The 19,051-nt window shown below is 65.1% G+C and carries 21 protein-coding genes; 12 read left to right on the plus strand and 9 right to left on the minus strand.

From position 1 onward, the window contains the following. The first annotated feature begins 10 nt into the window (after positions 1-10). The 9 genes from LGM42_RS12555 to LGM42_RS12595 all read left to right on the plus strand — a co-directional run bounded on the left by LGM42_RS12555 (position 11) and on the right by LGM42_RS12595 (position 8,183). Complete coding sequence (locus LGM42_RS12555) at positions 11-1,501, plus strand: NADH-quinone oxidoreductase subunit M (RefSeq protein ID WP_059646613.1); 1,491 nt, start codon at positions 11-13, stop codon at positions 1,499-1,501. 39 nt (positions 1,502-1,540) lie between these two features. Beyond that, the gene (gene nuoN / locus LGM42_RS12560) at positions 1,541-2,995 is read left to right on the plus strand and encodes an NADH-quinone oxidoreductase subunit NuoN (RefSeq protein WP_059583598.1); all 1,455 of its coding nucleotides are present in this window, start codon (positions 1,541-1,543) and stop codon (positions 2,993-2,995) included. Then, the gene (locus LGM42_RS12565) at positions 2,995-3,291 is read left to right on the plus strand and encodes a DUF2818 family protein (RefSeq protein ID WP_059583597.1); all 297 of its coding nucleotides are present in this window, start codon (positions 2,995-2,997) and stop codon (positions 3,289-3,291) included. The genes nuoN and LGM42_RS12565 overlap by 1 nt, the downstream gene beginning before the upstream one ends. Positions 3,292-3,330: 39 nt before the next feature. Further along, positions 3,331-3,921, plus strand: coding sequence for an NUDIX domain-containing protein (locus tag LGM42_RS12570; RefSeq protein WP_226232325.1), 591 nt, complete (start codon positions 3,331-3,333; stop codon positions 3,919-3,921). A gap of 136 nt (positions 3,922-4,057) precedes the next feature. Beyond that, positions 4,058-4,480: a DUF1178 family protein gene (locus LGM42_RS12575; RefSeq protein WP_050016483.1), complete on the plus strand. Its 423-nt coding sequence runs from the start codon at positions 4,058-4,060 to the stop codon at positions 4,478-4,480. A gap of 380 nt (positions 4,481-4,860) precedes the next feature. Beyond that, positions 4,861-6,057 carry an acyl-CoA dehydrogenase family protein gene (locus LGM42_RS12580; protein ID WP_059583591.1) on the plus strand — a complete coding sequence of 399 codons (1,197 nt, stop codon included), beginning with the start codon at positions 4,861-4,863 and terminating at the stop codon, positions 6,055-6,057. A gap of 19 nt (positions 6,058-6,076) precedes the next feature. Continuing rightward, positions 6,077-7,210, plus strand: coding sequence for an acyl-CoA dehydrogenase family protein (locus tag LGM42_RS12585; RefSeq protein ID WP_059583590.1), 1,134 nt, complete (start codon positions 6,077-6,079; stop codon positions 7,208-7,210). A gap of 38 nt (positions 7,211-7,248) precedes the next feature. Next, the gene (locus tag LGM42_RS12590) at positions 7,249-7,710 is read left to right on the plus strand and encodes a MaoC family dehydratase (protein ID WP_059583588.1); all 462 of its coding nucleotides are present in this window, start codon (positions 7,249-7,251) and stop codon (positions 7,708-7,710) included. Further along, complete coding sequence (locus LGM42_RS12595) at positions 7,707-8,183, plus strand: MaoC family dehydratase (protein ID WP_060312114.1); 477 nt, start codon at positions 7,707-7,709, stop codon at positions 8,181-8,183. Before LGM42_RS12590 ends, LGM42_RS12595 begins: the two co-directional genes overlap by 4 nt. A 45-nt stretch (positions 8,184-8,228) precedes the next feature. Here LGM42_RS12595 and LGM42_RS12600 read toward each other — a convergent pair whose 3' ends face one another. Together LGM42_RS12600 and LGM42_RS12605 are read right to left on the minus strand one after the other, a co-directional pair. Continuing rightward, positions 8,229-8,921 carry a glutathione binding-like protein gene (locus LGM42_RS12600; RefSeq protein ID WP_060312147.1) on the minus strand — a complete coding sequence of 231 codons (693 nt, stop codon included), beginning with the start codon at positions 8,919-8,921 and terminating at the stop codon, positions 8,229-8,231. 220 nt (positions 8,922-9,141) lie between these two features. After that, entirely contained in the window at positions 9,142-9,933 is a 792-nt protein-coding gene (locus tag LGM42_RS12605) for an oxepin-CoA hydrolase, alternative type (protein WP_226232326.1), read from the minus strand. Between the two features lie 199 nt (positions 9,934-10,132). On the opposite strand from LGM42_RS12605, the gene LGM42_RS12610 reads away from it, so the two are divergent. Then, on the plus strand, positions 10,133-10,789 hold the full coding sequence (locus LGM42_RS12610; RefSeq protein ID WP_226232327.1) for a glutathione S-transferase: 657 nt from the start codon (positions 10,133-10,135) through the stop codon (positions 10,787-10,789). Positions 10,790-10,832: 43 nt separating this feature from the next. Here the strand turns inward: LGM42_RS12610 and LGM42_RS12615 are convergent, their stop codons facing one another. Both LGM42_RS12615 and LGM42_RS12620 read right to left on the minus strand, forming a co-directional pair. Further along, complete coding sequence (locus LGM42_RS12615) at positions 10,833-12,005, minus strand: pyridoxal phosphate-dependent aminotransferase (RefSeq protein ID WP_226232328.1); 1,173 nt, start codon at positions 12,003-12,005, stop codon at positions 10,833-10,835. A 28-nt stretch (positions 12,006-12,033) separates the two neighbouring features. Then, positions 12,034-12,531, minus strand: coding sequence for a putative toxin-antitoxin system toxin component, PIN family (locus LGM42_RS12620; RefSeq protein WP_059583577.1), 498 nt, complete (start codon positions 12,529-12,531; stop codon positions 12,034-12,036). Positions 12,532-12,588: 57 nt separating this feature from the next. Between LGM42_RS12620 and yaaA the strand changes: the two genes are divergently transcribed. Continuing rightward, positions 12,589-13,371, plus strand: coding sequence for a peroxide stress protein YaaA (gene yaaA, locus LGM42_RS12625; RefSeq protein WP_059583575.1), 783 nt, complete (start codon positions 12,589-12,591; stop codon positions 13,369-13,371). Positions 13,372-13,510: 139 nt separating this feature from the next. Continuing rightward, complete coding sequence (locus LGM42_RS12630; protein ID WP_060312120.1) at positions 13,511-14,665, plus strand: M14-type cytosolic carboxypeptidase; 1,155 nt, start codon at positions 13,511-13,513, stop codon at positions 14,663-14,665. An 82-nt stretch (positions 14,666-14,747) separates the two neighbouring features. On the opposite strand, the gene LGM42_RS12635 is transcribed toward LGM42_RS12630, so the two are convergent. The 5 genes from LGM42_RS12635 to LGM42_RS12655 form a co-directional block, all read right to left on the minus strand. After that, positions 14,748-15,404 carry a BspC domain-containing protein gene (locus LGM42_RS12635; protein WP_059583571.1) on the minus strand — a complete coding sequence of 219 codons (657 nt, stop codon included), beginning with the start codon at positions 15,402-15,404 and terminating at the stop codon, positions 14,748-14,750. A 139-nt stretch (positions 15,405-15,543) separates the two neighbouring features. Next, on the minus strand, positions 15,544-16,218 hold the full coding sequence (locus LGM42_RS12640; protein ID WP_059583569.1) for an energy-coupling factor ABC transporter permease: 675 nt from the start codon (positions 16,216-16,218) through the stop codon (positions 15,544-15,546). Between the two features lie 76 nt (positions 16,219-16,294). Then, positions 16,295-17,131 (minus strand): response regulator transcription factor, encoded by an 837-nt coding sequence (locus LGM42_RS12645; RefSeq protein ID WP_059583567.1) that lies wholly within the window; start codon positions 17,129-17,131, stop codon positions 16,295-16,297. Between the two features lie 210 nt (positions 17,132-17,341). After that, the gene (locus LGM42_RS12650; RefSeq protein ID WP_060312122.1) at positions 17,342-18,559 is read right to left on the minus strand and encodes a DUF2863 family protein; all 1,218 of its coding nucleotides are present in this window, start codon (positions 18,557-18,559) and stop codon (positions 17,342-17,344) included. A 153-nt stretch (positions 18,560-18,712) separates the two neighbouring features. Then, entirely contained in the window at positions 18,713-18,871 is a 159-nt protein-coding gene (locus LGM42_RS12655) for a hypothetical protein (RefSeq protein WP_196493576.1), read from the minus strand. Positions 18,872-19,051: the final 180 nt, after the last annotated feature.

A 19,051-nucleotide genomic window follows, 5' to 3' on the forward strand; every position in this document is an offset into this window, starting at 1 on the left:
GACAACACTAATGCACGCTTTTCCGATTCTCAGTACCGCGATCTGGCTGCCGATCGTTTTCGGCCTCCTCGTGCTGGCGGTGGGTAACGACAAAAATCCGGGGACGGCTCGCTGGGTCGCGCTGATCGGCGCGCTGCTCGGTCTCGCGGTCACGATCCCGCTGATCACGGGCTTCGACTCCAGCACCGCTGCGCTGCAGTTCGTCGAGAAGTCGACGTGGATCCAGCGCTTCGACATCGCGTATCACCTCGGCGTCGACGGCATCTCGATGTGGTTCGTCGTGCTGACCGCGCTGATCACGGTGATCGTCGTGATCGCCGCCTGGGAAGTGATCACCGAGAACGTCGCGCAGTACCTCGCGGCGTTCCTGATCCTGTCCGGGATCATGATCGGCGTGTTCTCGGCGGCCGACGGCCTGCTGTTCTACGTGTTCTTCGAGGCGACCCTGATCCCGATGTACATCATCATCGGCGTGTGGGGCGGCCCGAACCGCGTATATGCGGCGTTCAAGTTCTTCCTGTACACGCTGGCCGGCTCGCTGCTGATGCTGGTCGCGCTGATCTACCTGTACACGGAAACGCACTCGTTCGACCTCGCGACGTGGCAGAACGCGAAGATCGCGATGACGCCGCAGATCCTGCTGTTCATTGCGTTCTTCCTCGCGTTCGCGGTGAAGGTGCCGATGTGGCCGGTGCACACGTGGCTGCCGGACGCGCACGTGGAAGCGCCGACGGGCGGCTCGGTCGTGCTGGCGGCGATCATGCTCAAGCTCGGCGCATACGGTTTCCTGCGCTTCTCGCTGCCGATCACGCCTGACGCGAGCCACTTCCTGGCGCCCGTCGTGATCACGCTGTCGCTGATCGCGGTGATCTACATCGGTCTCGTCGCGATGGTGCAGGCCGACATGAAGAAGCTGGTCGCGTATTCGTCGATCGCGCACATGGGTTTCGTCACGCTCGGCTTCTTCATCTTCAACCAGCTCGGCGTCGAAGGCGCGATCGTCCAGATGATCTCGCACGGCTTCGTGTCGGGCGCGATGTTCCTCTGCATCGGCGTGCTGTACGACCGCGTGCACTCGCGCCAGATCGCCGATTACGGCGGCGTCGTCAACGTGATGCCGAAGTTCGCGGCGTTCGCGATGCTGTTCTCGATGGCCAACTGCGGCCTGCCGGGTACGTCCGGTTTCGTCGGCGAGTTCATGGTGATTCTCGCGGCCGTCCAGTACAACTTCTGGATCGCATTCGGCGCGGCGTTCACGCTGATCCTCGGCGCGGCCTACACGCTGTGGATGTACAAGCGCGTGTATTTCGGCGCGGTCGCGAACGATCACGTCGCCAAGCTGAAGGACATCGGCCGTCGTGAATTCCTGATGCTGGCCGTGCTCGCCGCGTTCACGCTGCTGATGGGCCTGTATCCGAAGCCTTTCACCGACGTGATGCACGTTTCCGTCGAAAACCTCCTCTCCCACGTCGCGCAGTCGAAGCTGCCGCTGGCCCAGTAATCGCGAGCGGAGGAACTCAAGATCATGCAAAACGCCCCTATGAATGTTCTGTTGCCTGACGCGCTGGTGCTGGCCGCCATCGTCGTCGCATGGCTGAACGACACCTTTACCGGTGCGTCCGGCCGCCGCCTGACCTATCTGATCGCGGTCGTCTCGTCGGTCGTCGCCGGCGTGTGGTTCGCGGTCCAGGCGCTCGACCCGCAGCAGTACTACTTCTTCTCGAAGATGGTCGTCGTCGACTCGTTCGCGAGCATGATGAAGGCCGTCGTGTCGTTCGGTTTCGCGGTGTCGCTCGTCTATTCGCGCAAGTACCTCGAAGACCGCGACATGTTCCGCGGCGACGTGTTCCTGCTCGGCATGTTCTCGCTGCTCGGCCAGCTGGTCATGGTGTCGGGCAACAACTTCCTGACGCTGTACCTCGGTCTCGAACTGATGTCGCTGTCGCTCTACGCGGTCATCGCGCTGCGCCGCGACGCCGCGCAGTCGAGCGAAGCCGCGATGAAGTACTACGTGCTGGGCGCGCTCGCATCGGGCTTCGTGCTGTACGGCATCTCGATGCTCTACGGCGCGACCGGCTCGCTCGAGCTCGGCGAAGTGTACAAGGCGGTCGGCGGCAACACCGACGCGGCCGTCCTGATGTTCGGCGTGATCTTCATCGTCGCCGGTATCGCGTTCAAGCTCGGGGCCGTGCCGTTCCACATGTGGGTGCCGGACGTCTACCAGGGCGCGCCGACCGCGATGACGCTGTTCGTCGGCGGCGGTCCGAAGGTTGCCGCGTTCGCGTGGGGCCTGCGCTTCCTGGTGATGGGCCTGCTGCCGCTCGCCCAGAACTGGCAGACCGCGCTCGTGATCCTCGCCGCGCTGTCGCTGATCGTCGGTAACATCACCGGTATCGTCCAGCGCAACATCAAGCGGATGCTCGCGTACTCGGCGATCTCGAACATGGGCTTCGTGCTGCTCGGCCTGCTCGCCGGCATCGTGAAGGGCGACGCGGCGGCGCCGGCGAACGCCTACAGCTCGGCGATGTTCTACGCGATCGTCTACCTGATCACGACGCTCGGCTCGTTCGGCGTGGTGATGCTGCTCGCGCGCCGCGATTTCGAAGCCGAAACGATCGACGACTTCAAGGGCCTCAACAAGCGCAGCCCGGTGTTCGCGTTCGTGATGATGGTCATGATGTTCTCGCTGGCCGGCATTCCGCCGACCGTCGGCTTCTACGCGAAGCTCGCGGTGCTCGAGGCGACCGTCAACGCAGGCCTCACGTGGCTGGCCGTGCTGGCCGTGATCACGTCGCTGTTCGGCGCGTTCTACTACCTGCGCATCGTGAAGCTGATGTACTTCGATGCGCCGCAGGATTCGACGCCGATCTCGGGCGATTTCTGCAAGCGCACGATCCTCGTGCTGAACGGCCTGGCCGTCGTCGTGCTCGGCCTGATCCCGAGCCCGCTGCTGACCGCCTGCCTGCAGGCAATCCGCCACACGCTGCCGCTGTAATGTCGGCAGCCGGCTGGTTCATCGTGCTGTTGGCGCTCGTCTGCGCCAACCTGCCGTTCCTGAACCAACGCCTCTTCGCCGTCGTGCCGTTCGGCGCGACGAAAAAGAGTGCGTGGGTGCGGATCGGCGAGCTGATCGTGCTGTACTTCATCGTCGGCGCGCTCGGCTTCTGGCTCGAGTCGCGCGCCGGCAACCGCTTCGAACAGGGCTGGCAGTTTTACGCGATCACGTTCAGTCTCTTCGTCGTGTTCGCGTTTCCCGGCTTCACGTTCCAGTATCTCGTCAAACGACGCTGACGGCTTCGGCCGTCCGTCGTGCTCATCCAGGAGCCGCCGATGGCCGAACTACCCAATCACGACGCCGCACTGACCGAAACCTGCCTTGAGAGCGAGGCGATCTTCGAAGGCGCGTTCCTCAAGCTCAAGCGCGATACCGTCCGTCTGCCGGACGGCAAGAAAGCCACGCGCGAATACGTGCAGCATCCGGGCGCGGTGATGGTGATCCCGCTGTTCGACGACGGCCGCGTGCTGATGGAGAGCCAGTTCCGCTATCCGATCGGCAAGGTGATGGCCGAATTCCCGGCCGGCAAGCTCGATCCGAACGAAGGCACGCTCGCGTGCGCGGCGCGCGAGCTGCGCGAGGAAACCGGCTACACGGCGCGCGAGTACGTGTTCCTGGCCCGCATTCATCCGATCATTTCCTATTCGACCGAATTCATCGACCTGTACCTCGCGCGCGGGCTGACGGCCGGCGAGCGCAAGCTCGACGAAGGCGAATTCCTCGAAACCTTCACCGCGACGCTGGACGACCTGCAGGAGTGGGTGCGCACGGGCCAGATCTCCGACGTGAAGACGATCATCGGCACCATGTGGCTCGACAAGGTGCTGTCCGGCACGTGGCCGCTCGGCCCGGTCGTCACGCCCTGAGCGCGGCGTCGGCGGCGGCCGGGGCGCCGCGTTACAATCTGGCGACGCAGCGCGTTCGCGCTGCGCAATCCGGATTTAGCACGATCGTTCACAAAACCGCTTTTTGCGCTACACTCGTCACACGCCCTGATTCAGCATGAAGGTCCTCGATTTACAGTGTCCGCACGGTCATCGGTTCGAAGGCTGGTTCGCTTCCGCCGATGAATTCGAAGCGCAGTTGTCCCGCAAGCTGGTCGAATGTCCGGTGTGCGGAACGACGGAGATCAACCGGATGCCGTCGGCGCCGCGCCTGAACCTGTCGGGCGCGACGCAGCCGCAGCCGGCCGATCCGCGCGCGCTGCAGGCGCAGGTGATGCGCGCGCTGCGCGAGGTGCTGGAGAAGACCGAGAACGTGGGCGAGCGCTTCGCCGAGGAAGCGCGGCGCATTCATTACAACGAGGCGCCGGCACGCAGCATTCGTGGCGTCACGACGCCGGAGGATGCGCAGTCCTTGGTCGAAGAAGGCATCGACGTGATGCCGCTGCCGATTCCTGCCGCGCTGAAAGAACCGCTGCAATGACGTACGCAGTGGGTCCTTGGCCGGGCCGGACGGTCGCGGCCAGCCTTGCATGAGATCGGAGTAAGCGCTAGAGCGCGAACTCGGGGCGACCGCCGTGGGGGTGGAGTAAGCGCTGAAGCGCTAACTCCATCCAACCACGCCATGGGACCCGAGTAAGCGCTAAAGCGCTAACTCGAATCGACCGCCGTGGGGGTGGAGTAAGTGCTGAAGCACTAACTCCACCCAACCACGCCATGGGACCCGAGTAAGCGCTAAAGCGCTAACTCGAATCGACCGCCGTGGGGGTGGAGTAAGTGCTGAAGCACTAACTCCACCCAGCCACGCCATGGGACCCGAGTAAGCGCTAAAGCGCTAACTCGGGTCGACAGGAGACACTGCGCATGGATCTGGATTATTCCCCCGCCGACGACGCGTTCCGCGCCGACGTCCGCGCCTGGCTCGAGGCCAACCTGCCTCACGCACTGCGCGCCAAGGTACTCGATCACAAACGACTCGACCGCGAGGATTTCGCGAGCTGGCACCGGATTCTCGGCCAGCGCGGCTGGTCCGCGCCCGCCTGGCCGGTCGAATATGGCGGCCCGGGCTGGAACGCGACGCAGCGGCACATCTGGGACGAGGAGTGCGCGCGCATCGGTGCGCCGACCGTACTGCCTTTCGGGGTGTCGATGGTCGCGCCGGTCCTGATGAAATACGGCAGCGAAGCGCAGAAGCGCCGCTATCTGCCGCGTATTCTCGACGGCTCGGACTGGTGGTGCCAGGGTTATTCGGAGCCGGGTTCCGGGTCCGATCTCGCGTCGCTGCGCACGCGCGCCGAGCGCCACGGCGATCACTACGTCGTCAACGGCCAGAAGACCTGGACCACGCTCGGCCAGTACGCCGACATGATGTTCTGCCTCGTGCGCACCGATCCGGCCGCGAAGAAGCAGGAAGGCATCTCGTTCCTGCTGATCGACATGAAAACGCCCGGCATCACGGTGCGCCCGATCGTGATGCTCGACGAGGACCACGAGGTCAACGAGGTGTTCTTCGAGGACGTGAAGGTGCCGGTCGAGAACCTCGTCGGCGACGAGAACCGCGGCTGGACCTACGCGAAATACCTGCTCGGCCACGAGCGCACCGGCATCGCGCGCGTCGGCGCGTCGAAGCGGGAGCTCGCGTTCCTGAAGCGCATCGCGTCGAACCAGCGCAAGAACGGCAAGCCGTTGCTCGCCGATCCCGTGTTCGCCGCGAAGGTCGCGGCGCTCGAAGTCGAGTTGATGGCGCTGGAAGTGACGGTGCTGCGCGTCGTCAGCCGCGAGACGAGCGGCAAGGGGCCGGGCCCCGAAGCGTCGATGCTGAAGATCAAGGGCACCGAGGTGCAACAGGCGCTCACCGAGCTGATGGTCGAAGCGATCGGCCCGCTGGCCGCACCGTTCGACGTGCCGTTCCTCGCCGGCGAGCGCGAGCACAGCATCGCCGGCGACGACGATGCGGCGCCGCTCGCCGCGTACTACTTCAATTACCGGAAGACGTCGATCTACGGCGGGTCGAACGAGATCCAGAAAAACATCATCGCGCAGATGATTCTCGGGCTGTGATCAGGGAACGGAGACAACCATGGATTTCAGCTTTACCGATGAGCAGCAGCAGTTCGCCGATGCGCTGCGCCGGTATCTCGGCGAGCAATACGGCTTCGAGGCGCGTCAGGCGATCGTGCGCAGCGATACCGGTGTGTCCGACGCGCAGTGGAGCGCATTCACCGAACTCGGATTGACCGCGTTGCCGGTGCCGGACGCCCAGGGCGGCTTCGGCGGCGGGCCGGTCGACATGCTGGTCGTGATGCAGGAACTCGGCCGCGCGCTCGTGATCGAGCCGTACTGGGCCACGGCGGTCGGCGTCGAGGCGTTGCGGATCGCCGGCTCCGGCGCGGGCGACGACGCCGCGCTGCTGGAGGCGATTGCACAAGGACAAAAGCGCGTGGCGGTCGCGTTCCATGAGCCGCAGGCGCGCTACGACCTGTACGAACTCGACACGCGCGCGCGCGAGCAGGACGGCACGTACCGGCTGACCGGGATCAAGTCGGTCGTTCAGCACGGCGCCCAGGCGCACGTCTGGATCGTGCCCGCGCGTGTCGACGGCGGCGGCATCGGCCTCTTCGTCGTCGAACGCGATGCGGCCAACGCGAAGGTGGTCGACTACCGGACCATCGACGGCCAGCGCGCCGCGACGCTCACGTTCGACGACACGCCGGCCCGACTGCTGACGGGCGGGGCGCGAGACGCGGCGGCGCTCGAGCAGATTGCCGATTACGCGACCTTTCTGCTATGCGCGGAAGCGGTTGGCGCGCTCGACGAACTGAATCGCGCGACGGTCGAATACACGAAGACGCGCGAGCAGTTCGGGGTGCCGATCGCGCGCTTTCAGGCGCTACAGCACCGGATGGTCGACATGCTGATTCATGCCGAGCAGGCGCGTTCGCTGACCTATCTCGCGGCGGTGCGCTATGCGAACGGCGATGCCGATGCGCGGCGCAAGGCCGTGTCGGCCGCGAAGGCGCGGGTCGGATCGGCCGCGCGCTTCGTCGGCCAGCAGGCGATCCAGTTGCACGGCGGCATGGGCGTGACCAACGAGGTGGCCGCCGCGCACCTGTTCAAGCGGCTGTCGATCATCGAGACGACGCTCGGCGATACCGATCATCACCTCGCCCGCCTCGCGGCGCTGCCGGATTTCGCGCAGACCGACGTAGCATGACGGCGACGCGCGAGCGCGCCAGACAAGGAGACTTATCAGTGGGCATCAGTTACGAAGATCTGGTGGTGGGCAGTACCACCGAAGTGGGCCGCTACACGTTCGAGCCCGACGACATCAAGACGTTCGCGCAGCGCTACGATCCGCAGCCGTTCCATGTCGACGAGGAAGCAGGGAAGGCATCGCACTTCGGCGGGCTCGTCGCGAGCGGCTGGCATACGTGTTCGGTGTTCATGAGCCTGCTGGTCCAGAAGCTGGGGCCGGATTCGACCAGCATGGGCTCGCCGGGCATCGATTCGATCCGCTGGCTGAAGCCGGTGCGGGCCGGCGACACGATCACGATGTACCAGAAGGTGCACGACAAGCGCGTGTCGGAGAGCAAGCCCGATCGCGGCATCGTGTCGACGGAATGGGTCGGCGTGAACGAAGCCGGCGAGACGGTGATCAGCGTGCACACCAAGGTGATTTTCGGGCTGCGCCATCCGGCAGGCGCGAACGCATGACCGACGTGACCTTGCCGCTGATCGCGTCCGCGCAGGCGCTGCAGGCGCGGATTGGCGCGGAACCGCTCGCGAGCGGCTGGATCGAGATCGACCAGCCGCGCGTCGACGGTTTCGCCGACGCGACCGGCGATCACCAATGGATTCACGTCGACCCCGAACGCGCGCGGCGCGAGTCGCCGTTCGGTGGGCCCATCGCGCACGGGTTCCTGACGCTGTCGCTGATTCCTGCATTGATGACCGACGCAATGCGCTTCGAGCAGAAGATGGGCGTGAACTACGGGCTCAACCGCGTACGGTTCTTGAAGCCGGTGCCGGTCGGGGCGCGCGTGCGCGCGTTGTTCGCGGTGAAGGAAATCGCCGACGCCGCGCGCGGCGGTATTCAGGTGACGTGGTCGGTATCGATGCAGATCGAGCGTCCCGACGCGCCGCTGCCGGTATGCGCGGCGGAATTCATCACGCTGCATTACTTCTGAAGCCCGCAGCGGCACGCGCGGATGCCGCTGCGTCCACCCTGCGTGTCAGTGCTTCGCGTATTGCGTTGCGCCGAACAGCACCTCGCGTGCCTTGTCGTCCTGCAGCGCCTTGCGCATCGACGCGAGTACCTCGACTCCACGCTGCACGGCCGGTCGCGCGGCGATCGCCTCGTGCCAGCGCTTCACGTTCGGCAACGCGTCGAGCTCGATGCCCTGGTTCCGCCACGACCGCGTCCACGGGAACGTCGCAATGTCCGCGATCGTATACGTGTCGCCCGCGAGATACTCGGATTCGCCGAGCCGCTTTTCCATCACGTTGTACAGGCGCTTCGCTTCGTTCGTGTAGCGGTTGACCGCGTACTCGATCTTCTCCGGCGCATACAGCCGGAAGTGGTGCGCCTGCCCGAGCATCGGGCCGACACCGCCCATCTGGAACATCAGCCACTCGAGCGTCGCATAGCGCGCGGCCGGATCGGTCGGCAGGAACTTGCCGGTCTTCTCCGCGAGGTAGATCAAGATCGCGCCCGATTCGAACAGCGAGATCGGTTGGCCGCCGGGGCCATCCGGATCGACGATCGCGGGGATCTTGTTGTTCGGGCTGATCTTCAGGAACGCGGGCTCGAACTGGTCGCCCGCACCGATATCGACCGGATGGGCGCGATACGCGAGGCCCGTTTCCTCGAGCATGACGTGCACCTTGTGGCCGTTCGGGGTCGCCCAGCTATAGACGTCGATCATCGTCAACTCCTGTGTGGCATGCGCGAAAACGGCGCCGGCGGCGCCGCGACAGGCGGTCATTAGAGCATGGATCGACGCGGGCTGCTGGTGGCGGAAACGCCCGTGCCGACGGGCATGCGCGGCCGGGCCGGCGAGCGTCGCCGGCGGTGCACGCGGCGTCGACGTGCCGCACCGGATGGACGCGGTGGCGTGGCGTCGGTTCGAAGGCCGACGCGGTGGATCAGCGCTTGTAGCGCGGTTGGCGCTTCTCGAGAAAGGCGCTGATGCCTTCGAGCCCGTCCGCATGATGCAGCGACGCGACGAAATGATCGCGCTCGGTGCCGAGGTGCGCGTCCAGCGGTTGGGCGGTGGCGTCGTCGAGCAGCGACTTGATGCGCGTGAGCGCGTTCGGCGAGATGCCGGCGAGCGTGTCGGCCCACGCCAGTGCGTCGCTCAGCGCCGTGCCAGGCGTGGCGAGCCGATTGACGACGCCCAGCGCGTGCAGGCGTTCCGCGGCAACGGGTTTGCCTTCGAACAGGATCTCGGCGGCGGTCGCACGCGGCAACGCGCGGGCGAGAAACCACGAGCCGCCGCCGTCGGGTGTCAGGCCGACGCGTGCATACGACATCACGAATTTCGCGTCGTGTGCGGCAACGATCAGGTCGCACGCGAGCGCGAGCGAGAAGCCGGCGCCGGCCGCGGCGCCCTCGACGGCCGCGATCACCGGCTTCGTCGACGCGCGGATCGCCGTGACCCATGCCGCGAGCTGATCGATGCTGTCGGCCTGGAAGGACGGATCCTTCGAGCGATTCTCGAGCAACCGGTTCAGGTTGCCGCCTGCGCAGAAGAAGCGATCGGCACCCGTCAGCACGACGGCGCGAATCGCCGGATCGCGCTCGGCGGTGGCCAGCGCTTCGATGCCGGCCGCATACATGTCGGGATGCAGTGCGTTGCGCGCACCGGGATTGGACAGCGTGAGGACGAGCGTCGAATCGCTCTCGGGTGGGCGCGAGGCCAGCAGTTCAGCACTCATGCGAGCGTGTCTCCATCGGGTGGCGCGGCGACGCCGCGTGTGTCGCGTGAACAGCGAGGTCCGTCGCCGCAGCGGATGTAATGTTGTCGTGACGGACGCAAAACTTGCTTTAGACTAGCACGGACGTGCTTTTCGGCGCGATGAATCTCGATGCGGCCGGCGTCGATGCGGCCGCGCTCCAGCAACGAAGGAGACTCCGATGCTACAGCTGTGCGGTATTCCGTTGTCCAACTACTACAACAAGGTGAAGTTCGTCCTGCTCGAGCACGATATTCCGTTCGAGGAGTCGGTGTGCGCTTTGCCGGTCAGCGATCCGGTGCAGCTTGCCGATTCGCCGCTCGGCAAGATTCCGTTCCTGAAGACCGAAGAGGGTGCGCTGTTCGAGTCCCAGGTGATCATCGAATACCTGGCGGCGCGCTATCCCGAGAAAGGCATTTTGCCCGAGAGCCCGTTCGCGGCGGCGAAGGTGCGCGAACTGGTCGAGACGCTCGAGCTGTATCTCGAATGGGTGGCGCGCGAGGTGTACACGGAAGCGTTTTTCGGGGGCAAGGTCAGCGACGGGATGAAGGCGCACGTCGAGAAGCGCCTGCCGCGCGCGATCGATGCGTTCAAGCAGATGACGCGGTTTTCGCCGTATGTGCTCGGCGAGTCGTTCGGCCTCGCGGACATTGCCGCGTGGGTTCATCTGCCGGTGATCGGGATGGCGACGAAGGCCATATTCGGCCGCGACTTCCTGCTCGATGCAGGCATCGACTGGAAGGCGCACGCCAAGACGGTGAGTGAACGCCCTGCCGCGCAGCGCGTGGCAGCCGAGCGCAAGGCGTATGTCGAAGCGGCGAACGTCGCGCGTTCGTAACCGCGTTTCCCGAAGGGCGGCGTGCGGCCGCCCCCGTGCGGGCTTACAGGCGGGCGAGCCGCTCGAGCGCGGATGCGAGCGTGCTTTCCCGCTTCGCGAAGCAGAAGCGCACGACGCCCGATTCGTGCGGCTCGTGATAGAACGCCGACACCGGAATGGCGGCCACGCCGATCTCCGACGTGAGCCACGTCGAGAATTCCGCTTCGGGCAGGTCGCTGATCGCCGAGTAATCGACGCACTGGAAGTACGTGCCCGTGCACGGCAGCAGCTTGAAGCGCGTGCGCTCGAGGCCGGCCCGGAACAAGTCGCGCTTTTGCTGATAGAAGCCGGCGAGCGACAGGTACGGCGTCGGGTCGCGCAGGTAGTCGGCGAGCCCGATCTGCATCGGCGTGTTCACCGTGAATACGTTGAACTGGTGGACCTTGCGGAATTCAGCGGTCAGCGCGGCAGGCGCCGCGACGTAACCGACCTTCCAGCCGGTCACGTGATAGGTCTTGCCGAAGCTCGACACGATGAAGCTGCGTGCGGCGAGTTCCGGATAGCGCGCGACGCTCTCGTGGCGCGCGCCGTCGTAGACCATGTGTTCGTAGACCTCGTCGGATAGGATCAGCACGTTGGTGCCGCGCACGATGTCCTCGAGCTTGCGCATGTCCGCCTCGCGCCACACGGTGCCCGTCGGGTTGTGCGGTGTGTTGATCAGGATCATCCGCGTTTTCGGCGTGATCGCGGCCGCGAGACGGTCGAACGGGATCGCGTAGTCGGGCGCCTCCAGCGTGACGAACACGGGCTTGCCGCCGGCGAGCTCGATCGACGGCAGGTAGCTGTCGTAGGTCGGCTCGACGACGATCACTTCGTCGCCCGGATGCACCGCGCACAGGATCGCCGTCAGCAGCGCCTGCGTCGCGCCGGCCGTCACGGTGATTTCGGCGGCCGGATCGTAGCGCCGGCCGTACACCTGCGCGATCTTGTCGGCGATCGCGTCGCGCAGCGGCGCGACGCCGGCCATCGGCGGGTACTGGTTGTGCCCGTTGCGCATCGCGGCGGCCACCGCATCGACGATGCGCGGATCGCAATCGAAATCCGGGAAACCCTGGCCGAGGTTCACCGCCCCTTTTTCGGCGGCAAGCGCGCTCATCACCGTGAAGATCGTCGTGCCGACGTTCGGCAGGCGCGAGGGGAAAGCGGGTGTCGTTGGCATATCTGAAGGAGCGTTCATCGATACGGTCGGAATCGGGTGAGGTGCGTCAGGCCGGCGTCGCCGTGACGGGCGGCGCGGCGTCGAGTGCGCAGGCTTGCGCGAACGGCGCGGGTTGCGCGATCCGGAAACCGAAGTCGCGGGCGGTGCGCTTCGCGAGCTTCAGCAGCGCGCGGTCTTTCGACACGAGCCAATCGGCGTGCGCGGCGCGCGCGAGTTCGAGAAACTTCTGGTCGTCGCGGTCCTTGCACTTCGGCAGCGGCGGCGCGCCGGCGTCGACGGGCGGCGGTTCGACGAGGCTCGCGAGCCGGGCGACGGTCGCGAGCGCGGCCGCCTTGTCGATCGCGCGCGACTGGAACTGCGGATAGTCGAGCACGTATTCGAGTTCGGTCAGGCAGCGGCCGTCGATCACGGCGGCCAGCGTGCCGTGCTCCAGCGCGGCGCGGATCGGGCGCGTGGCGGGGTCGTCGAATACGAGAATGTCGATCCAGACGTTCGAGTCGAGCACGACGCGGTGTGCGGCATGCGGGGCGAGAGAGCGGGTCATTCGTTACAATCGGTGGTTTTCGTCTGACCGCAAGGCACGGCGTGCCAGCGAGCCTCTATGATAATCGTTCTCTCTCCCGCCAAATCCCTCGACTACGACACGCCCGCGCACGTCCAGTCTTACACGAAGCCTGCATTCGTCGACGATGCGTCGGAGTTGATCGACGGCCTGCGCAAGCTGTCGCCGCAGGACATCGCGACGCTGATGGATATCTCCGATCCGCTCGCGCGCCTGAATTTCCAGCGCTACGCCGACTGGTCGCCGACCTTCACGCCGGCCAACGCGAAGCAGGCTGTGCTGGCGTTCAACGGCGACGTCTACGAGGGTTTCGACGCGAAATCGCTGTCGTCCGCCGATCTTGACTACGCACAGCATCACGTGCGCGTGCTGTCGGGCCTGTACGGGCTGCTGCGTCCGCTCGACCTGCTGCAGCCGTACCGGCTCGAGATGGGCACGCGGTTCGCGAACGCGCGCGGCAAGGATCTGTATGCGTTCTGGGGCGATCGCATCACGCGGGCGCTGAACGAGCAACTCGAGACGCGCAGCGGCGCGGCGCGCGTGCTCGTCAACTGCGCGTCGACCGAATACTTCAAGTCGGTCAAGCCGAAGCTGCTGGCCGCACCGGTCATCACGCCGGTATTCGAGGACTGGAAGGGCGGCCGCTACAAGATCATCAGTTTTCATGCGAAACGCGCGCGCGGCCTGATGGCGCGTTTTGTCGTCGAGAACCGTATCGCCGACCCGAAGGCGCTGAAGGAATTCGCCACCGAAGGCTATGCGTTCGATGCGGCTGCGTCGAACGATTCGACTTACGTATATCGCCGGCGCGTCGGCGAGTGACCCTGCCGGCCGTTCGCGAGACGGTCGGCGCATGCGTGAGGCCGGACCGGCGACATACCGCCTGCTTCGGTCGACCGCTTTGCATGGCACCGGCGTAAGCGCTGAAGCGCCAGCGCCGGTCGACAAAGGAGATGCACAGATGGCACTTTCGATCACCAGTAATTTCGACGCAGGCGCAATCGACGTCGTGTCGTGCGACAGCCCCGACGCAATCCGGCTGCGCGTGCGCGGCGACAATCGTTCGGAATTCGCGCAATGGTTCTACTACCGCTTGACGGGCGCGCGCGGCGAGCGATGCGTGATGACGTTCGAGAACGCAGCCGAATGCGCGTATCCGTCGGGCTGGCGCAACTACCACGCGGTGGCGAGCTATGACCGCGTCGACTGGTTCCGCGTGCCGACGACGTTCGACGGCAAGACGATGACCATCGACCATACGCCGGAGTTCGACAGCATCTACTACGCGTATTTCGAACCGTACTCGGAAGAGCGTCACGCGGCGTTTCTCGGCGCGGTCCAGCAGTTGCCTCAGGCGAGCGTCGTCGAACTCGGCCGCACGGTCGAGGGCCGTCCGATGTCGCTGCTGACGCTCGGCACGCCCGAGCTCGACGGCGCGCCGAAGAAGAAGGTGTGGATCATCGCGCGGCAGCATCCGGGCGAGTCGATGGCCGAGTGGTTCGTCGAAGGGCTGGTCAAACGGCTGGCCGGATGGGGCGACTGGGCCGGCGATCCGGTTGCGCGCAAGCTCTACGATCGCGTGACGTTCTACATCGTGCCGAACATGAATCCTGACGGCAGCGTGCACGGTAACCTGCGCACCAATGCGGCCGGCGCGAACCTGAACCGCGAGTGGATGGCGCCCGATGCCGAGCGCAGCCCCGAAGTGCTGGCCGTGCGCGACGCAATCCACGCGATCGGCTGCGACATGTTCTTCGACATTCACGGCGACGAGGATCTGCCGTACGTGTTCGTCGCCGGCTCGGAGATGCTGCCGAGCTTTACCGAGCAGCAGGGCAAGGAGCAGGCCGCGTTCATCGAAGCGTTCAAGGTCGCGAGCCCGGACTTCCAGACCGAGCATGGCTACGCGGCGAGCAAGTACAAGGAAGATGCGCTGAAGCTCGCGTCGAAGTACATCGGCCACCAGTTCGGCTGCCTGTCGTTGACGCTCGAAATGCCGTTCAAGGACAACGCGAACCTCCCCGACGAGCGCGTCGGCTGGAACGGCGAGCGTAGCGCGGCGCTCGGCGCGGCGATGCTCGCCGCGATCCTGGTGCACGTCGACACGTTCGCGTAGGCGCTGCCGTCGTCGCATGAAAAAAGCCGGTGCATCGCGAGATGCGCCGGCTTTTTGCTGCTGTCGTTGCCGCTCCGTCGTATCAGGATTTCTTCGCGGTTTTCTTCTTCACGGCTTTCTTTTGGCCGCCTGATTTCTTCGTCGAGACGGCCTTCTTGCTGCCGGTGCGGCCCGATGCCTTCGCCTTGGCTTTGCCGCGGTGCGACTTGCCCTTGAACTTCTTCGTCGAGGACGACGAGCGCTCGACGCGCGGCTTCAGCGGCGGAACCGGGTCGTTCCAACTGAACGCAAGCATTTGCTGGCCGACATAGCCGCAGCGAAACTTCAGCGGCGTCGGATCGCTGCCGTTGCTGTGGATGCCGAGCCCGTCGACGGTGACGATGTTGTCGACTTTCACGCGCTGCTTGCCCTGGTCGAACGAGTCGTTCCACGGCGTGATCGTCGCGTTGCCGCTGTCGAATGCGTTCGGCGCGAAGTCCACGCGGTCGAACGCCGTCGATGTGCTGGCGATGAAGCTGCCGTGCGCCGCACAATCCGCGGCGAGCGGATCGGCATGCATCTCGTTGACGAATTTGTTGATCAGTTCGGAGCGCTGGTCGAGCAGGTCGGCAAATACCGGAGCGGGAAGCGCAAGCGACAGGCCCGCGATACAGGCTGCCAGCTTGCCGAGCGCCCGGAAAATCCGGAGCGAGGCAGGTGAGCTGTCCATCTGGTTATTGGTGAGGAGCGAAGGAGACATCGGGCACGTATAGAGGCCCGATGAAGAACAGGAGTTCAATCTTAGCGTAAAAAAGTTGTGCGGCAGTAGGCGACGTACTCGGCGCGCGCCGCGGAAAGTGCCCCGGCACGCAGATGCGTGGAGCCGATCCGGAGGAAATTCAGGCGCGCGGGCCGCCGAGGCGGTAGCGGCGGACGTCGAAGGTCGTGACCCACGCGGGGCGATAGACGGCGATGAGTGCCGTTGCCATGCCGGTGAACCATGCTTCGCCGAGCGCGAGCAGCGCGGTGTTCAGCAGATAGCCGGCCGGAATCACGACGGGCACGCCGTCCGCGAGCGCGAGCTGAACACCGGCCGCCGCGGCGGCGACCGCGACGATCGCGATGGCGGGCGACAGGAAGCCCTGTCCGGTGATGAACGACGCGAGGTTGTGCGGCAGCCAGGCGAGCGCGGCGCGTTGCAGCAATGCCGACACGCCGACAGGCAGCGCACCGTAGACCAGATAGGTCAGGCCGACGCCTTGCCACGGCGCGTCGAATATCACTGCGGCCATCGCCGTGACGGCGCCCATCGCGACCAGTGCGAGTGTCCAGTCGAACAGCGTGACGAGCAGCGTTGCGCCAAGCAGATGCATGACGATGCCATCTTCGAGCCATGCGTTCGAGGCCCACAGGACCGTGATCGCAGTGACGAGCGCGAGCCACACGTGCTGAAGCGTGGCGTCCTGCAGGCGTACGAACGGGCGATTCCACATCGCGAGCGCGAGCAGGGCCACGGCGGCGATCCAGCCACCGATGCCAACCCAGAGCGGAAGCGGTGTGAAAAGAAAACCCATGCGTCCATATTACTCGTTGAGCATCAAAGGTGGGAGCCTGCACATGCCCGACCGTCGCAATATCGAGACTGTTGGCCTAGCGTCCGCGCCGGAACCGTGCCGGCGGCTCGGCGGCGAGCGGCAGGTCCTGTGTGCCGGCGTTGGCGATAGGCAACGGGTACGGACGGTCATGCCGTTGTGTTCGCAGCGGAGCGGGGCCGTGTTCGCCGATGGCCAGCTTGCGGGCGCGATTGCGGTTCGCCAGCAGTACCTCGAGATGGGGCGACAGCCAGCCGTTGTAGATCGCGACCGCGGCGGCGCGGTTTGCGGCGCCGAGCTGCTGGAAGATGCTCGCGAGGTGGATCTTCACGGTGCCTTCGCTGATGCCGAGCGTACGGGCAATCATCTTGTTCGTGCTGCCCATGTGGACGAACCGCATGATCTGGGCTTGGCGCGGCGACAGGAGGCCGCTCGGCGGGCGCCGTGGAAGCGAGCCGGCGAGCGTCTGGAAATGGGCGTCGTGGCGCGCCATTGCCGTTGACGGCAGCAGGCTGAGGGCGATCGGCGGAATGTAGTGTCCGCCCAGCAGTACGATCTCGAGCGCACGCACGATCAGGTGCGGCCGCGTGGAATGCGGGATGACGCCCGCGACGCCGTAATTGAAGAAGCGCTGGATGGCTTCGGGCGAGATGTCGTCGACCAGAACGGCGACCGGTGTCGGCGAGCATGCGTTGCCGAGCGCCTGAAGCTCGCTGAGCCGGCCCACGTCCAGCCAGTCGATCGCGACGAGGTCGAAACGCTGGGTGCGCAGCAGCCGGCGTGCCTGGAAACCGTCAGGCGCGTCGTTGATGCTGGCGTGCCGGTCGATCTGCCGCAACAGGGTCTTCAGTCCGTCACGCCGTTCGGCGTCTGAGTTAAGTACCAAGAACCGCATATTCAACCTCCATAAGGTGAGTCATTGATTGCCGTCGGGTATAAGCTGGCCCCGATAATGACAAAGACCTTACACGATGTCTGCTTGGCTGAAAGGCTTAGGAAAAGTTCGAAATTTTGGGCGGCGGGGCAGCGGACAAGAAAAAAGCCGCTCCGGTGGTCACCGGAAGCGGCTTTGGGCGGGGCAGGCTGTCGGGGCCTGCGGGGTGGATCAGTGAAAGTGCGGTTGGGCGGGCGACGCGTCTTCCGGCATTTCCGCATGGACGATTTCACCGAGCGGATCGGCGTAAAGCGGTACGCCGCAGTCGTCGCAGTATTCGGGTTCGAAACGGCCCGCGTGCCGCCGGACGTCGGTTACGCCGCATTCTTTCAGCAGGCTCACGATTTCCTCGAGCGGTCCTTCGATCGGCGCTTCGCCCTCGAGCGTCGCGCTGTCGATCGATACGTCGCCGTTTTCACGGCCGTAGAGCGGCCACACGACACCATAGATCACGTCGTTGCTGGCACGCCGCGTGAAGCCGACGCGATACTCGTCGATGCGACGTTCGCCGAAGCCGGCGACCACCGCGCGCAGCTCTTGCGGCGCTGCACCAAGTGTGTCGAATAGATAACGAATGGCCGTTCGGACGGTGTGCGGACGCACGCGTTCGTCCGCATCGCGGCAGGCCGAGTAGTACGCGTCCGGAAGCAGGCATTCGAATTCGCAGCCAGGCAGCGCGATCGACAGGTTCGGGCCGCCCTGTGCGGCCCATTGTTCGAGGCACTGACCGCGCTCGATACGGCTGCCGTTTTCTTCTTCCTGCCAGCGGAACAGCGGCGAACCGGCCGGCGCGGCGACGACCGCCAGCAGGAAGCGCGGATCGGCCAGGATCGGCGAAGTTTCCGGCAGGTCGCCGAAGCTCAGCTTCGGCGTGTGCTGGCCGATCGCCGCATGTGCGAGCTGCTGGGCGAGCCGGTAGGTTTCCACATGGTGTCGCGGCAACTGGTCGATGCTGTAGAGGAACGGAGCGAGCCCGACGAGCGTGCCGTCCGCCAGCACGTGCGCTTGCAGGTGTGTTCGCAGCGCGTCGGCAACGTCGCCCTTGAGCGGACCAGACGGAATCATGTAGCGCGTCCAGGCGAGAACCGGGACGGCGACCAGCAGCGCATCGTACGGTTGGCCGTCGTGTTCGATCACCATCGACTCGCTGTGCGTCTCGGCCATGTCGGCGAGCGCGCCGTAGGCGTCGGGATGATTCTGTTGAAGATGGTCGAGCGCGGCATCGAGCGTCGTCTGATTGCCGTTGCGGACAATCTTGGCGAGCAGCGCATCGAGCTTCGCTTCCCAGAAGCGATCCTCGATGCGGCTGCCCGACGCGAAGAGCGCAAGTGACAGACCGACCAGTTTGTCGGCATCGGGGGGAAGGCGTTTGGCGATTCGCTGGCGCATATTAAAGACGTATATAGAAAGAGGCGAAGAACCTCACATTCTAGTCCGTTCTTTGCACCATAAGCGGTCTGGTGCCGACGCATGGCCGGACGGCCGAATTGCGTAAAAAAGTTGCTGCAAGCCCCTTGCGCGAATGCCGCGAGCTGCTTAGAATCACGCCTCTTTCGCGCTACCGGAAACGCGGCGCGGGAGGAGGGAAGCGGTGCTGTTGGGGTTCGGTGGTAGCGAGCCGCGGCGGCGCAGGAAGTTGAGCCCCGCGGTCGCAACGAAGTCGTTCAGAAAGTTGTTGACGAGCTGCGAAACACGGTTCATAATCTCGCTTCTCTGCTGCTGAAAACGCAGCGCTGCTGGGAAACACGAAGTTTCTCGCAGAAACGCTCTTTAAAAATTAACAGCCGATAAGTGTGGGCGCTTGATGAAAGCGAGCTGATCCTCGGATCAGATAGCGAAAGTATCAAGAGTCTCACACTAAAGTAAGTCAGGTTTATGAAG

The sequence above is a fragment of the Burkholderia sp. AU39826 genome (genome assembly GCF_020419965.1).
GTDB lineage: Bacteria > Pseudomonadota > Gammaproteobacteria > Burkholderiales > Burkholderiaceae > Burkholderia > Burkholderia semiarida.